The organism is Micromonospora sp. SD19, from assembly GCF_054462275.1.
The window spans coordinates 13,639-28,150 of record NZ_JBTLMN010000004.1 but is presented as its reverse complement, the minus strand read 5'-3'; the positions used below and the strand labels follow the sequence as shown (position 1 = coordinate 28,150).

The following is a 14,512-nucleotide window of genomic DNA, read 5'->3' as shown; positions in this document are numbered from 1 at the left end:
GGACCGCCGGCTACGGGCCGAACGGGTCGGGCCGTCGCTCCAGCAACGTGTGCAGGGTCTGCTGGATGGTCTCCCGCACCTGGTCGGCGAGGTTGAAGACCACCAGCGGGTCATCCGCCGAGTCGGTCAGGTGGGCGGTGGGGATCGGCGGGCAGAACTCGATCAGCCACTTGCTGGGCAGCGGCACCATGCCCAGCGGGCCGAGCAGCGGGAACGTCGGCGTGACCGGGAAGTACGGCAGCTTGAGCAGCCGCGCCAGCGGCTTGATGTCGGCGAGCATCGGGTAGATCTCCTCGCCGCCGACAATGGCGACGGGCACGATCGGGGTGCCGGTGCGCAGCGCCGCCGAGACGAACCCGCCCCGCCCGAAGCGTTGCAGCTTGTACCGGTCGGCGTAGAGCTTCCCGATGCCCTTGAAACCCTCCGGGAACACCCCGACCAGATCGCCGCCGCCGAGCAGCCGCTCCGCATCCGGGTTGCAGGCCACCGTGCCGCCGGTCTTGCGGGCCAACTCGGAGACGACAGGCATCCGGAAGACCAGGTCGGCGCCGAGCAACCGCAGGTAACGGTGGGCGGGATGCTTGTCGTGCAGCGCCGCGGAGAGAATCAGGGCGTCCAGCGCCACCGTCCCGGAATGGTTGCCGACCACCAGGGCGGGCCCGTCCACTGGCACATGCTCCACCCCGCTGACCTCGGTGCGGAACCAGTCCCGGTAGAGCACCCGCAGCAACGGGTGGAAGACCGCGTCGGTCAACTCCGAGTCGAACCCGAACTCGTCGACCTCGTAGTCACCGGCGAGCCGCCGGCGCAGAAACGCCAACCCGTTCGCGACCTTGCGGTCCCAGTGGTCCCCCGGCCGGTCCGCCACCGCCGGCCCGGTGCCCGCGCGCAGCCCGGCGTCGACCCGGTCGGCCCGAGTCGGGGGCGCTGCCGGGGTCGGCGCGGCCTGCGCGGCCGGCCGGTGTCCGTTGCGCCGCGCCGGCTCCGCATCCGGCCCGGGCACCTGCTGGGGTACGTCGAAACGCCCGACCGACTGCGGGTCGCGCCCCTCCTCCGGTGCACTCACAGCGCCACCTCTGTTCGCGACTGCGGGGCTCGCAAACCCGGCTCACTCCTCGCGCTCACGATGACCGCTCCCGCATGGCTGATCGGACCTGCCGGATGCCGTCCAGGACGAGTTTCTCGGCGGCGGCCAGCTGATCCCGGGTGACCACCACCCCGCCGTGATGGGCGCGGATGAAGTCCTCGAAGGCGGCGGCTGTCGACCGGGGTGTGAAGCCGTACTCCTGCTCCAGCCGGCTGGTGTCGACCACCCGGCCGTGCACGAAGAGGTCGACCTGGTCCAGGCCGTAGCGGCCGAAGCCCATGGTGCGGGCCAGCGCGGCGGCCCCCGACAGACCCGGCTCCAGCACCGGCACGGCGACCCGGCCGGCCCGCCGGATCGCCTGGGACAGCGACAGCACCCCCGGACCAGCGACGTTGTACGTGCCCGGATGGTCCTCCACGATCGACCGGTGCAGCACCTCCAACGCGTCGTCGAAGTGCAGGAACTGCAGGCGGGGGTCGCGGCCGAAGACCGTCGGCACGAACGGCTGCGAGAAGTAACGGGTCAGCGTGGTGTCGGCGGTCGAGCCGATGAACGGGGCGAAGCGCAGCACCGTGGCGGTGACGTCGGGCCGGCGGCGCCGGAAGCCACGGACGTACCCCTCCAGGTCGAGGATGTCGCGGCCGAAACCGCCGCGCGGCACCTCGCGGGGCTCGGTCTCCTCGGTGAAGACCGCAGGATCCCGGAACGACACCCCGTACGCGGCGGTCGACGAGCGGACCACGAGCTTGCGCAGCCGGGGTGCCCGCTGGCAGGCGGCGAGCATCTGCATGCTGCCGATGACGTTCTGGTCCTTCATCGCGGACCGGCCGCCGTGCTGCGGGTCGGGTGAGGTGACCAGCGCGAGGTGCACCACCGCGTCGACGTCCAGGTCGGCGAGGAGGCCACCGAGCGCTCCGCTGTCGACGCGGATCCGTTCGACCCGGTCCAGCAGGTCGGGGAACTCGGTGCCGGCGTCCGGTGCGTCCACCCCGATGACCCGTTCGATGCGGGGGTCGGCGGCCAGTCGGGCCGCCACGTGGGCACCCAGGTAACGGCCCACTCCGGTGACGACGACGACCCCCGGAGCACCTGAGGTGCCACCGGGGGTCATCTGACGCACCTACGCCGGCAGGATGGACCGAGCCGGGACGACCACGGCCTGATCACCTGAGCCTCCGGAGGTCGACAGTTTGGCAAGCGACGCACGCCGGGCGCTGAGCCCGGCGGCGATCACTTGCCGAGACGGCGACGCTGGACGCGGGTCTTGCGCAGCAGCTTGCGGTGCTTCTTCTTAGCCATGCGCTTACGGCGCTTCTTGACCACCGAGCCCATACGACAGCCTTTCGATACAACGTGCGGGGCGGACCGGATGACACCACGCAGGTGGCGACGGCGACCGCTTGCGGACAACGGACCGGACCAGTCTGGGCGGCGGGGCGCACCTGTGGGGTCTCGGTCGGGCTCCAGGGTAGCCGGAGGGCGTCAGCCGGACCAACGCGCCCCCGTCGCGGCCGCCTCAGGTCCACGACTGCGCGGCTCGCGATCTCACTCCGTACGCTCACCGATGCCGGTCAGCCGGCGGTGGCGGGCGGTGTGGTGGTGGCTCAGGCGGTTTCCTGAAACGCACCCCGGAGATATTCGTGCACCGCGTGCTCGGGCACCCGGAACGACCGGCCGACCCGGACGGCGGTGAGCTCACCGCTGTGCACCAGGCGATAGACAGTCATCTTCGACACCCGCATGACCGTCGCCACCTCCGCGACGGTCAGGAACTTGACCTCCGACAGCCGTCCGTCGGACTGTGACCCGGCCATGGCTCACCGACCCATCCCATGCCCGGCGCGTGCCAACCCGACGGATGCTCCGGGCCGGGCCGGCGACGCGCGTGTTACCAGTACGGTAGCGGGGCGGTTGTGACCGGCGCGATCCCTTCCTGCAACTGATCATGTTTCGGTGGCCGGTTCACCCGATCCGTGCTCCCGGTATCCGCCCGTGCGCGTGCACCGTCCGGTTGTTCCGGCGGTGCTCATTCGGTGCGCAGCGCGACGACCGGGTCGAGGCGGCCGGCGCGCTGCGCGGGAACCACCCCGAAGACGATGCCCACCACCGCCGACACGCCGAAGGCGAGCGCCAGCGACCACCAGGTGATCGCGGCCGGGATCGGCGACAGCGCGTCGACCAGCAGAGCGGTTCCCACGCCCAGCGCCATTCCGGTGACCCCGCCGATCGTGGTGAGCAGCACCGCTTCCAGCAGGAACTGCACGCCGATGTCGCGGGGACGCGCGCCGACGGCCTTGCGCAGCCCGATCTCCCGGGTCCGCTCCCGGACGCTGACCAGCATGATGTTGGAGACGCCGACGCCGCCGACGAGCAGTGAGATGCCGGCGATGGCGGCCAGCACACCGGTGAGGACACCGAGGATGTCGCCGAGCACGCCGAGGATCTGCTGCTGGGTGACGGCGCTGAACTCGGTGTCCGGGTGGCGGCGGTTCAGCTCGGCGACGATCCGTTCGCCCAGCTCGTCGATGCGCTCCCGGTCCGGTGCCTTCACCGCGATGCCGTCGATCCGCTGGGTGCCCCAGAGTCGCTGCGCGGCGGTCACCGGCACGTGCACCTCGTCGTCCCGGTCGACGCCGAGGCTCTGCCCGAGCGGCGCGAACACCCCGATCACCCGGAACCGCACCCCGGCGAGTGCCACCTGCTGGCCGAGCGGGTCCCGGTCGGGGAAGAGCGCGCGGGCGACCGAGTCGCCGAGCACCGCCACCCGTCGACTGGTGTCCACGTCGGTGCCGGTGAGGTAGCGTCCCCGGGCCAGCGACCTGGTGAACACCGCCGGGGTGGTCTCCAGGACGCCCTGCACGGTGGTGAAGTCGGAACGGCCGCCGGCCCGCGCTGTCGCCCCGGACGCGACGGTGACCGCCACCCGTTCGGGGTCACCGACGACCCGGTTGACGGCGTCCACGTCCTTGAGGGTCAGCGGCGACACGACCGGCGCGTTGCCCACCTCGATCCGACCGGGTACGACCAGCAGCAGGTTGGAGCCGAGGCCCTCGACCTGTTGCTCGACCTTCTGTTTCGTGCCGGTGCCGATGGCCACCAGCAGCACCACCGAGGCCACCCCGATGATGACCCCGAGCATGGTCAGCGCGCTGCGCAGCCGGTTGGCCCGCAGGGCGTCCAGCGCCACCCGCCACGCCTCGGCGACCCTCACGTCGTACCCCCGGGACGCTCGGCTGCGCGCTCACCGACAGCCGCGTCGCGTGCCTCGCGCGGGTCGGCGTCGCGCGGGTCGGCCTGTGGCCGCTCGGCCTCGCGCGGAAGGCGCCCGGTGGCTCCGGCGGCGCCACCGGAGCCACCGGACGGGTGCCCCGGGCCGCTTCCGGACGCGGACCGGGGCTCCGCGCTGGGAGCGGGGACCAGTGTCGCAGGTCGACCGTGATCAACGGACGGCGGTCGATCATGGGCGGAGTGCGGGTCGGTGTCCGCGCCCGGCGGGCGTGCGCTGTCCGCCACGACCACCCCGTCGCGCATGGTGATCCGACGGTGGGCGCGGGCCGCCACCTCCTGGTCGTGGGTGACCATCACCAGCGCCACCCCGGACTCCTCGTTCAACTGCTCCAACAGCTCCAGCACGGCGGCACCGGTGACGCTGTCCAGGTTGCCGGTGGGTTCGTCGGCCAGCAGCACCGTCGGCTCGGTGACCAACGCGCGGGCGATGGCCACCCGCTGCTGCTCACCGCCGGACATCTGGTTGGGCCGGTGGTCCAGCCGGTGCCCGAGACCGACCCGGCCGAGCATCGCCGCCGCCCGTTCCCGCCGCTGCCGGGCCGACACCCCCCGGTAGACCAGGGGCAGGGCCACGTTCTCCACCGCCGAGGTACGCGGCAACAGGTGGAACGCCTGGAAGACGAAGCCGATCGTCTCGTTGCGCAGGGTCGCCATCTCCGGCGGGGCGAGGGCGTTGACGTCCCGCCCGCCGATCACCAGGCGGCCACCGGTGGGCCGGTCCAGCCCACCGAGCAGGTGCATGAGGGTGGACTTGCCCGAGCCGGACGGCCCGACCAGGGCCACGTAGTCCCCCGGCTGCACGGTCAACGACACCCCACGCAGCGCCGCCACCGACACCCCGTCGAGCTGGTACGTCCGGGAGACGTCCACCGCCTCGATCGCCGGGGCACGCTCCCCGCCGTGCGGACCTGAAGCGGCGGGTTCGGTCACCGGACTTCCTGGCCGTCGCGGACCTGGTCAGCACCGCGCACCACGATCCGGTCGCCGGGTTGCACCCCGTCGAGGATCTGCACCAGGTCGGACCCCTGGACGCCCACCGTCACCGACGCCCGGCCGGCCTTGCCGTCGCGGACCACCCAGACCGCGTCCCGGCCGTCGGCGGAGAACACCGCCGAGGCGGGGACGGTCACCGCGTCGACAGCCTCGCGTACCCGCAGGCGAACGATCGCGTTCATGCCGGGGCGGGGCGTCGGGGCCGGCTCGTCCTCGGCCAGCTTTCCGGCACCCAACGCCAGGCGTACCCGATAGGTGACCCCGCCCTGCGCGGAGTTGGTGGGCAGCACGTCGACCGACCGGACTGTGGCGTCGTAGCTGGCGCCGGTGACGGCGTCCAACTCGACGGTTGCCGGCACGCCGGCCTTGACCAGCAGCACGTCGGTCTCGTCCACCTCGGCGAGCAGACCCAACTGCCCGGTGTCCACCACTGTCAGCACCGGCGCTCCGGCGGTGACCAGCCCGCCAACCGCGACCGCGTCGTCCACCCCGGCCGGCGGGCCGCCCTGGTTGGGAGTCAGCACGGACGGGTCGAGGCCAGCGCCCCCGGCCTGCTCCAACAGCCCGGCCAGACCGGCGTTCGCACCACCGCCGGCCCGGGTGCCGCCCGGCTGCACCACACCGGCGATCGGGGCGCGCAGGGTCAGCGCGTCGACAGTCGCCTTCGCCAGGTCGTACGCCTGCTGGGCCTGGAGCCGTTGCGCCGCGGAGAGCGCGCCGACGGCGGAGCTCAACCCGTTGATCCCCCGCTGGACCGCGCGGACCGCCTGGTCGGCGCTGCGCGCGGCGGCGGTGTACTGCTTCTGCGCGGACGTCACCTGGGTCAACAGCGCATCCCGCAGCTGCGGGTCGGCGATCTTGTCGGCGGCCTTGCGGGCGGCATCGAACGCCTCGTTGGCGGCCTTGTCGGTGCCGCGCCGGCTGCTGGTCAGGTTTCCTGCTCCGACGCCCCGGCCGGCGCGCTTCGCGGCGGACAGGGCCTCCTTCGCCTGCCGCAGGCGCTGCTGCGCGCTCGGCGAGTCGACAACGGCCAGCACCTGACCGCGCTTGACCCGCTGTCCAGGCTGGACGCGCAGGCTGGACAGGGTGCCGTCGGCGGGAGCGGTGAGGGTGGCGGCGGCACGGGCCGTCACGGTGGCCGGGGCGTCGATCACCTCGGTGACCGGGTTACGTTCGGCCGACGCCAACGCGAGGTCGGGGCCTTCGTCGCCGCAGGACGCGGCGGTGGTGGCGGTGAGAACGACGACGGCGGTCAGGGCGACGAGCAGGCGGGGCCGCGTGGTGCCGGCGGGCCGTGACGACTGAGGGCGGCGCACCCCATCGATGGTACGGCGTGCCCTCGCACCACCTCTGAGCTGCGTCAGCCGGCGGTGGCGCGGACGTAGGCGACGCACTCGTCGTGCAGTGTCGACCACTGCTCGCCGAACGCTTTCTCGGACGCCACGTCGAGGGTTCTGCCGTCGTGCACCACGGTCTTGAAGAAGGTGAGCAGCCGCAGCGGCCCGTACCTGTCGACGAGGTGCCGGACGGCCAGGTAGCCGATGCCGTAGCTGCCGGCGACCCGTTCGGCCGGGGCATCGTCAGCGGGGTTGACGCCCTCCAACTTGCCGTCCCAGCCGCCCCGGACCATCTTGCGGACGTCGGCGACCCCTTCGTACCTGTCGACCGCCTGGCCGCCGGCACCGGCGAACTCGGCCAGCCCCTCCACCAACCACCAGGTGAGCTTGCCGGGGTAGCCACGCTCCGGCAACGACGCCGCGTGGGTCAGCTCGTGCCGCAGGAGGTCGTCGGTGCCGCTGTTGGTGAGCCCTTCGGCGTTGAGCACCACCTCGTGGTGGCCGCCGCCCACTGTCACCGCGTAACCGCCGGTCCATTCTGGGCGTTCCCCGCCGTACCAGCGCTGCCACTCGGTGCGCCCGGCGTAGAAGATCCGGTAGCGGTCCGGCGGTGACCCGGTCACCGCGTACCCGTCGGCGACCTTGGCCGCCGCCTCGGCCTGGGCGAGCAGGCCGGGTAGTTTGCCGCGCAGCGCCGGGGTGGTGGCGACGATGGTCCGCGCGCCGACGGCGACCGCCAGGTCGCTGATCTCCCACGGTCGGGTGCCGGTCTCCACCGACTTGGATTCCTCCATGGCGACCATCAGGGGCTGGTCACCGTTCTCCCGCCACCGGGTGCCGATCAGCACCGGGCTGGGCCGACAGTTCGGCGTGACGAAGCAGTACTGGAAGCGCACCAGCAGCCGCCACTCGCCGGGCTTGCCGATGATCGGCACGGGCAGACCACTGGGCTCGGCCCGCCACCCGGTCACCTTCAGCTCGCGGAGTGCGGCGAAGCGTCGGCGCAGGTCGTTGTGGGCGACGGGGTCGGCGACGGCGAGAAAACCGGCGCGGTCGCCACCGAGGAGCGCCGCGGACTGACGGTGCAGCTGGGCGGTGATCCGGTCGGACAACCCGCGGGCCACGGCGGTGGCCGGATCGTCGGCAGCCGAGGCACCGACCCGGCTGACGGTGGGGCGCGCGCCTGTCTCCCGGATCACTCCGACGACGAGCGCCGCCGGCAGGCCGCAGCCCAGCAGCAGGAACACCACCACGAGCACCGTCCACAGCGGCCAGAGCCGCCGTGGTGCTGGCCGCTGCACCTCGTCAGTCACCCGCCGAAGGGTACGACCAATACCTGGACGCGGCGAGGCCGCCCCGGCCGCCGGCTCACGCGCCGGTGCCCGGCCAGGAGCGGAAGGAGATGTCCATGCTCGCGATCAACTGCTGGTACGAGCGGTCGACGTCGCGGGGCAGACCGAACCCACCGGCGGCCTCCAGGGTCACGAAGCCGTGCAGGGCGCTGCGCAGCGCGCGGGTGGCGTCCACCGCGTCGTCACCGGTGAGCCCGTAGCCCCGAAGGACCGCGACGACGGCACCGACGGCGCGTTCGCCGGCCTCGACGTGCTCCGGGTCGGCCGGATCGGGCACCCGCTGGGTGGCCGGGTAGCGACCGGGGTGTCGGTGGGCGTAGCCACGGTAGGCGTTCGCCATGGCCCGGAGCGCGTCGCCACCGGAGCGGCCGACGGCGGCGGTGGTCATCTCGGTGGCCAGCTCGGCGGTGGCCAGTGCGGCAAGCTTCTGGGCCAGCGCGTCCGCCCCCCGCACGTGCTTGTAGAGGCTGGGCAGCGCGACACCGAGCCGGTTGGCGAGCGCGGCGAGGGTGAGCTGTGAGAAGCCGACCTCGTCGGCCAGCCGGGCGGCCTCCCGCACCACTGTCTGCTGGTTGAGGCCGACCCTAGGCACCGGCGCACACCGCCAGGAAACCGAGCAGCTCCTCGGCGGTGCGCTGCGGCTGGTCGGCGTGCGGGTAGTGGCCGGACTCCCCGATCATCCGGGCTTCGGCGGTGCCGAAGAGCCGCCGGGCGGCTCGTGCCTCGGCTCCCGGGTCGGGGAAGTCCGGGTCCTTGGACCCCATCAGCACCAGCACCGGTTGCCGCACCTGCGGGGCGCGGCTGGTCCAGTGTGGCTCGGCCGGTGCGATCACGCCGCGGGTCGCGGCCATCCGGCCGGGCTCGCGGAGGTTGGCCACCATCGAACGACGGTAGGCCGCGTCGTCGGCGGGTCGGCGCACCGGGAACAGGGTGTTGTGGAACATCCCGAACAGTCGGGGGCTGTGCAGCACGGACCACATCGCCATTCGCAGCAACGGGTTGAGCTTCGGTTGGCCAACGAACGCGCCGATCTGCACGATGCCGGTGACCAGCTCGGGCGCATCGGTGGCGGCGAAGACCACCGCCGCCGCGGCGGACGAGCTGCCGACCAGCACGGCCGGGCCGGCGTCGAGGTCGCGGACCACGGCGAGCAGGTCCGCGCCGACCTCCGCCGGGGCGTACGTGGGCCAGCCGGCACTGGACTGCCCGTGGCCCCGGACGTCGACCGAGGCGACCCGGTGACCGGCGGCCACCAGCAGGGGCACGAGGTGCCGGAAGCTCGCCCTGTTCTCTCCCATGCCGTGCGCGAGGACGACAAGCGGCCCCTCGCCCTGCACCTCGTACGCGATGTGTCCACCGTCCCGCCACACCTGGCTAGCTGTCATAGCCTTAAAGCTAAGTCACTTAGCCGAGTTTGGCAAGCCGGATAGCCGAACGGGCCGGCGGTGACCCGAGCGGTCGCCGCCGGCCCGTCGGCCGAATCGGAGAAGTTACTTCTTGGAGATCAGGGCGCGGCCGAAGAAGACCAGGTTGGCGGGGCGCTCGGCGAGCCGACGCATCAGGTAGCCGTACCACTCGTCGCCGTACGGGACGTAGGTGCGCACCGTGTAGCCCTCGCCGGCCAGCCGGGCCTGCTCCTCGGGGCGGATGCCGTAGAGCATCTGAAACTCGAAGCGCTCCGGCCCCCTGTCGAACCACCGGGCCCGGTCCTCACCGATGGCGATCATCCGCGGGTCGTGGGTGGCCAGCATCGGATACCCGTCGCCGGACATCAGGATGTTCATGCAGCGCACGTACGACTTGTCCACCTCGCGGGCCGACTGGTACGCCACCGACTCCGGCTCCTTGTAGGCGCCCTTGCACAGCCGCACCCGCGACCCGGCCGAGGAGAGCTCCCGGCAGTCCGACTCGGTCCGGCGCAGGTACGCCTGGAGCACCGCGCCGGTCGACGGGAAATCCTTGCGCAGCCGGCTCAGCACCTCCAACGTCGAGTCGGTGGTGGTGTGGTCCTCCATGTCCAGGGTGACGGTGGTGCCCGCCGCGTCGGCAGCCGCGCAGATCGCCCGCGCGTTGTCGTACGCCAACTGCTCGTCGAACATCTGGCCGAGGGCGGAGAGCTTCACGCTGACCTCGGCGGCCGGGGTGAGCCCCGCACCGGCGAGCATCTTCAGCAACTTCAGGTACTCGTCGCGGGTGGCGGTGGCCTGCTCGGGGGTGACGGTGTCCTCACCGAGGTGGTCGAGGGTGACCGCGAGGCCGTCGTCGACGAGCCCGCGGGTCGCGCGCAACGCGTCGTCGGTGGCGGCGCCGGCGACGAACCGGCGTACGACGTCCCGGGTGTACGGGGCGGTCGCGACGAGCCGCTCGACCTGGGATGACCGGGAGGCGGCGAGGATGACGGAACGGAGCATGAGCCGAGCGTAACGCCCCTGCCAGGGCCCCCGCCGAGGGGCGGCGGGGGCACTTCGACCCGGGGCGGGGCGGCGGCGGTGGCGTCGATCGGCTACAACGATGCCGTGGACCAACGCCCCCGCCGCCGGCTCCGATCGGCCTCCGTGCAACTCGGCGCGCTCACCGCTCTCGCGCTCGCCCTCTCCGGCTGCAACATGACCTCGGACGACGACGATGACGACGACTGCGCCCTCGGGCCGGTCGGCGGCGGCGAAACCGTCGCGCTGGCGATGCGGGTCAGCGACCCGGCCGCCGGCCGCACCGCCCCGGAACCGGCCACGACGGCCCTGCCCGAGCGCGGCGGGTTCGGCACCCACCTCGCCGCCTGCGGCGGCTGACGTGCGCCGCGAGACGGTCACCCCGCGCACCGACTGGGACGCCACCATCCGCTCCCAGGGGCTGGTCTACGTCGACACCGAACTGCCCGACGGCGGGATCATGTCGTACTGGGACGAGACCGCCGCGTACGCCTTCGACCTGGACGAGGTGCTGCGGCTGGAGGAGGCCACCGAGGAACTGCACCAGATGTCGGTGGCCGCCGCCGAGCACGTGGTGGCGCAGCGCCGGTACGCCGAGTTCGGCATCCCGCAGTGGGCGGCCGAGGCGGTGGCCCGGTCGCTGCGGGAGGCGCCACCGACCCTCTACGGGCGCTTCGACCTCGCGTACGACGGCACCTGGCCCCCGAAGATGTTGGAGTACAACGCCGACACCCCCACCGCGCTGGTCGAGGCGAGCATCATCCAGTGGTACTGGCTGGAGGACACCCAGCCGGATCTGGACCAGTGGAACAGCCTGCACGAACGGCTGGTCGGCGCCTGGGCCAAGATCGGGGCCGGGCTGCACGACCCGCTGGTGCACGTGCTCTGGTCGAACGAGGAGGAGTCCGGAGAGGACCACATGACCGCCGGCTACCTCGCCGAGACCGCCCGGCAGGCCGGCCTGAACGTCGAGTTGCAGCCCATCCAGGAGATCGGCTGGGACGGCCGACGTTTCGTCGACGCCGACGACCGCCCGGTGACCACCTGCTTCAAGCTCTACCCGTGGGAGTGGATGCTGGCCGAGCCGTACGGGCCGGCGGCCCTGGCCCCGGGCACCCCGACCACCTGGATCGAGCCGGCATGGAAACTGCTGCTCTCCAACAAGGCGCTGCTCGCGGTCCTCTGGGAGCTGTACCCCGGCCACGAGTACCTGCTCCCGGCGTATCTCGACTCGCCGCGCGGCATGCCGGAGTACGTCGCCAAGCCACTGCTCGGCCGCGAGGGCGGTTCGGTGCGCATCGTCACCGCCGGCGAGGAGATCACCAACCCGGGCATCTACGGCGACGAGGGCTGGTGCTACCAGGAGTTCCGGGCGTTGCCCCAGTTCGCCGGCAACCGGATGGTGCTGGGCAGCTGGATCGTCGACGGCGAGTCGGCCGGAGTGGGGGTGCGGGAGAGCGCCAGTCTGATCACCGACGGCTACGCGCGGTTCCTGCCGCACTACATCGACGCGCCACGCACCCGCTGAGTCGTCTACCGTTGGGGCGTGAACTTCGACGCGTACGCCCGGACCGGCGTTGACCTGGTCAACGCCCGCCTGGACGACCTCGACGACCTGCGGGCCCTCTTCCCCGACGAGAACGCCTGGATGCGCGACGAGGTCGCGGACCGGGACGTCGCGATCTTCCGCCGGGCCCAGAAGCGGTTGCGCGACGTCTTCGAGTACGGCACCTCGGGGCGGGACGCCCAGGCGGTCACCGAGCTGAACGCGCTGCTGGAGGCGTTCCCGGTGCAGCCGCGCATCTCCGGGCACGACTCCAGCGACTGGCACATGCACGTGACCAGCCGGGGCGCCTCAGTCAGCGCCGAATACCTGGCCGGCGCGGTCTGGGGGCTGTCGGTCTGGCTCTGCGAGTACGGCAGCGCCCGGTTCGGGGTCTGCGCCGACGAGCGGTGCGGCAACGTCTACCTGGACACGTCGTCCAACTGCTGCCGGCGGTTCTGCTCGGAGCGGTGCGCCACCCGCTCGCACGTGGCGGCGCACCGGGCCCGCAAGCGGGCCGCGGTCGGCGAGCAGGTGACTGTCGCAGCCCAACCGACCGCCGGCGTCGACTCCCTCTCACCGGTCAGCTGACACCGCCACCGCCCTCTCGTGGGGGCGGACGGGTCAGACGTCGACAGGTGACTGGGCGGTCAGGTGCTGGCGGGCGAACTCCAGCGCGGCGCGCAGGTCCGCCTCGCGCACCGCGCGGCTCTTCGCGCCCCGGGTGGCGACCTCCACCGCCACCGACCCGGTGAAACCCCGGCCGGCCAGCGAGGAGAGCAGCTCCCCGCACGGCTGGGTGCCGCGCCCGGGCACCAGATGCTCGTCGCGACCCTCGCCGGTGCCGTCACCGAGGTGCACGTGCGCCAGCCCGGCACCCATCCGGTCGGCCATCTCCAGGGGGTCGCTGTGTGAGGCCGCACAGTGCGACAGATCCAGCGTGTACGACGGGTAGCCGGCGTCGGTCGGATCCCAGCCGGGCACGTACGGGACGAACTGTCGACCCGCCATCCGCACCGGGTACATGTTCTCCACCGCGAAGCGCAGCCCGGTGAACCGGTCCGCGACGGTCGCCAGGCCCTCGGCGAAGTTGCGCGCGTAGTCCCGCTGCCAGCTGAACGGTGGGTGCACCACGACGGTCGGCGCGCCAAGCGTCTCGGCCAGCTCGGCGGCCTTGCGCAGACGCTCCCACGGGTCCGGGCTCCACACCCGCTGGGTGACCAGCAGGCAGGGCGCGTGCACCGAGAGCACCGGGACGTCGTAGTGCGTGGAGAGGCCGCGCAGCGCGCCCGCGTCCTGGCTGACCACGTCGGTCCAGACCATCACCTCGACGCCGTCGTAGCCGAGCGCCGCGGCCAGTTGGAACGCCGCCGCGGTCGGCTCGGGAAAGACCGACGAGCTGGACAGGAGCACGGGAACGCGGGAAGTCACATCAGCCAGCGTAGCCCGGCGACGCCGGGGGCATCGTGACGAGCGCCGGCAAACAGCCCCAAAACGGTCGTGGGGTCAGATCGGCTCAAGTTGATCGAGCCGACGGAGGATGACACCCTCCCGCAGCGCCCACGGGCAGATGTCCAGCGAATCCAGATCCAGGCGGCGCATCACCGCCTCGGCGACCACGGCACCGGCCAGCAACTGGTGGGCCCGACCCGCGCTGACCCCCTCCAGCTCCATCAACTGCGCCGGTGGGATGTGCCGGATGAAGCCGATGACCTGTCGAAGGCCGGCCCGGGTCAGACTGCGCCGCGCCCACAGCCCGGCACCGGACGGGGCCGCCCCGGCCAGTCGGGCCAGGGTCCGGAACGTCTTCGAGGTGGCCACCGCCCGACCCCAGCCCACCTCCGTCATCTGGTCGACGACCTTGTCGAGCCGGCCGTCCACGTACTCCCGGAGCTTGTCGACGGCCTCCGCCGACGGCGGGGCCGCACTGGCCGGATCGACCCGCAGCCGCTCGCGGGTCAGCCGGCCGGCACCGAGCGGAAGAGAGACCGCGACGTCCGGGTCCTCGTCGATGCCGGCGGCGATCTCCAACGAGCCACCACCGATGTCCAGCACCAGCAGCCGGCCCGCGGACCAACCGAACCACCGCCGTACGGCCAGGAAGGTCATCCGCGCCTCGTCCGCGCCGGAGAGCACCGCCAGGCGTACGCCGGTCTCGTCGCGGACCCGGGCCAGCACGTCGGCCGCGTTGGTGGCGTCGCGCACCGCTGACGTGGCGAACGCGATCAGGTCGTCGGTCGCCAGCCCGGTGGCCGCCGCCTTCGCCATGCCCACCGCCTTGACCAGGCCGTCCGCACCCGCCTCGGTCAGTGCGCCGTCGGGGCCGATCTGCTCGGCCAGCCGGAGCACCACCTTCTCGGAGTGCGCCGGCCACGGGTGCGCCCCGTGGTGCGCGTCCACCACCAGGAGGTGCACAGTGTTGGATCCGACGTCAAGGACACCCAGTCGCATGGTGAAGACCCTAGGTGCAACACGTTTGCGCG

Annotated in this window: 16 protein-coding genes; 3 read left to right on the top strand and 13 right to left on the bottom strand. The window is 72.5% G+C overall.

Features of this window, described 5'->3' with window-relative positions; genetic code table 11:
* Nucleotides 1-10: 10 nt before the first annotated feature.
* From ACX27O_RS15710 to ACX27O_RS15660, 11 genes are all read right to left on the bottom strand, one after another.
* Nucleotides 11-892, bottom strand: coding sequence for a lysophospholipid acyltransferase family protein (locus ACX27O_RS15710; RefSeq protein ID WP_210859084.1), 882 nt, complete (start codon nt 890-892; stop codon nt 11-13).
* Between the two features lie 229 nt (nt 893-1,121).
* On the bottom strand, nt 1,122-2,198 hold the full coding sequence (locus ACX27O_RS15705; protein ID WP_030329729.1) for an NAD-dependent epimerase/dehydratase family protein: 1,077 nt from the start codon (nt 2,196-2,198) through the stop codon (nt 1,122-1,124).
* Between the two features lie 119 nt (nt 2,199-2,317).
* The gene (locus ACX27O_RS15700) at nt 2,318-2,419 is read right to left on the bottom strand and encodes a 30S ribosomal protein bS22 (protein WP_007465623.1); all 102 of its coding nucleotides are present in this window, start codon (nt 2,417-2,419) and stop codon (nt 2,318-2,320) included.
* Nucleotides 2,420-2,691: 272 nt separating this feature from the next.
* Nucleotides 2,692-2,901 (bottom strand): helix-turn-helix domain-containing protein, encoded by a 210-nt coding sequence (locus tag ACX27O_RS15695; protein WP_007465625.1) that lies wholly within the window; start codon nt 2,899-2,901, stop codon nt 2,692-2,694.
* Between the two features lie 212 nt (nt 2,902-3,113).
* Nucleotides 3,114-4,298, bottom strand: a complete 1,185-nt coding sequence (locus ACX27O_RS15690) for an ABC transporter permease (protein WP_210864802.1) — start codon at nt 4,296-4,298, stop codon at nt 3,114-3,116.
* Entirely contained in the window at nt 4,295-5,305 is a 1,011-nt protein-coding gene (locus ACX27O_RS15685; RefSeq protein ID WP_357635791.1) for an ABC transporter ATP-binding protein, read from the bottom strand. Before ACX27O_RS15685 ends, ACX27O_RS15690 begins: the two co-directional genes overlap by 4 nt.
* Nucleotides 5,302-6,684 (bottom strand): efflux RND transporter periplasmic adaptor subunit, encoded by a 1,383-nt coding sequence (locus tag ACX27O_RS15680; protein ID WP_358124807.1) that lies wholly within the window; start codon nt 6,682-6,684, stop codon nt 5,302-5,304. Before ACX27O_RS15680 ends, ACX27O_RS15685 begins: the two co-directional genes overlap by 4 nt.
* Nucleotides 6,685-6,728: 44 nt before the next feature.
* Nucleotides 6,729-8,018, bottom strand: a complete 1,290-nt coding sequence (locus ACX27O_RS15675) for a hypothetical protein (protein ID WP_030329715.1) — start codon at nt 8,016-8,018, stop codon at nt 6,729-6,731.
* A 55-nt stretch (nt 8,019-8,073) separates the two neighbouring features.
* Nucleotides 8,074-8,649 carry a TetR/AcrR family transcriptional regulator gene (locus tag ACX27O_RS15670; RefSeq protein WP_030329713.1) on the bottom strand — a complete coding sequence of 192 codons (576 nt, stop codon included), beginning with the start codon at nt 8,647-8,649 and terminating at the stop codon, nt 8,074-8,076.
* Entirely contained in the window at nt 8,642-9,442 is an 801-nt protein-coding gene (locus tag ACX27O_RS15665) for an alpha/beta fold hydrolase (protein ID WP_030329711.1), read from the bottom strand. The genes ACX27O_RS15670 and ACX27O_RS15665 overlap by 8 nt, the downstream gene beginning before the upstream one ends.
* 105 nt (nt 9,443-9,547) lie before the next feature.
* The gene (locus ACX27O_RS15660) at nt 9,548-10,468 is read right to left on the bottom strand and encodes a proline dehydrogenase family protein (RefSeq protein ID WP_030329709.1); all 921 of its coding nucleotides are present in this window, start codon (nt 10,466-10,468) and stop codon (nt 9,548-9,550) included.
* A 105-nt stretch (nt 10,469-10,573) separates the two neighbouring features.
* On the opposite strand from ACX27O_RS15660, the gene ACX27O_RS15655 reads away from it, so the two are divergent.
* The 3 genes from ACX27O_RS15655 to ACX27O_RS15645 are packed head-to-tail and all read left to right on the top strand — an operon-like array spanning nt 10,574 to nt 12,620.
* On the top strand, nt 10,574-10,846 hold the full coding sequence (locus tag ACX27O_RS15655) for a hypothetical protein (protein WP_245233557.1): 273 nt from the start codon (nt 10,574-10,576) through the stop codon (nt 10,844-10,846).
* 1 nt (nt 10,847) lies between these two features.
* Entirely contained in the window at nt 10,848-12,014 is a 1,167-nt protein-coding gene (locus ACX27O_RS15650; protein ID WP_210860264.1) for a glutathionylspermidine synthase family protein, read from the top strand.
* Between the two features lie 18 nt (nt 12,015-12,032).
* Entirely contained in the window at nt 12,033-12,620 is a 588-nt protein-coding gene (locus ACX27O_RS15645) for a CGNR zinc finger domain-containing protein (RefSeq protein WP_030329704.1), read from the top strand.
* A 33-nt stretch (nt 12,621-12,653) separates the two neighbouring features.
* Here ACX27O_RS15645 and ACX27O_RS15640 read toward each other — a convergent pair whose 3' ends face one another.
* Nucleotides 12,654-13,460 carry a sugar phosphate isomerase/epimerase family protein gene (locus tag ACX27O_RS15640; protein WP_081883736.1) on the bottom strand — a complete coding sequence of 269 codons (807 nt, stop codon included), beginning with the start codon at nt 13,458-13,460 and terminating at the stop codon, nt 12,654-12,656.
* A 75-nt stretch (nt 13,461-13,535) separates the two neighbouring features.
* Nucleotides 13,536-14,480, bottom strand: coding sequence for a Ppx/GppA phosphatase family protein (locus ACX27O_RS15635; RefSeq protein WP_030329700.1), 945 nt, complete (start codon nt 14,478-14,480; stop codon nt 13,536-13,538).
* Nucleotides 14,481-14,512 lie beyond the last annotated feature (32 nt).

What these genes read in the sequence shown, in the direction of transcription:
- ACX27O_RS15705 (WP_030329729.1), bottom strand. Translation starts at nt 2,198, where the DNA reads ATGACCCCCGGTGGCACCTCAGGTGCTCCGGGGGTCGTCGTCGTCACC.
- ACX27O_RS15695 (WP_007465625.1), bottom strand. Translation starts at nt 2,901, where the DNA reads ATGGCCGGGTCACAGTCCGACGGACGGCTGTCGGAGGTCAAGTTCCTG.
- ACX27O_RS15660 (WP_030329709.1), bottom strand. Translation starts at nt 10,468, where the DNA reads ATGCTCCGTTCCGTCATCCTCGCCGCCTCCCGGTCATCCCAGGTCGAG.
- ACX27O_RS15700 (WP_007465623.1), bottom strand. Translation starts at nt 2,419, where the DNA reads ATGGGCTCGGTGGTCAAGAAGCGCCGTAAGCGCATGGCTAAGAAGAAG.
- ACX27O_RS15635 (WP_030329700.1), bottom strand. Translation starts at nt 14,480, where the DNA reads ATGCGACTGGGTGTCCTTGACGTCGGATCCAACACTGTGCACCTCCTG.
- ACX27O_RS15665 (WP_030329711.1), bottom strand. Translation starts at nt 9,442, where the DNA reads ATGACAGCTAGCCAGGTGTGGCGGGACGGTGGACACATCGCGTACGAG.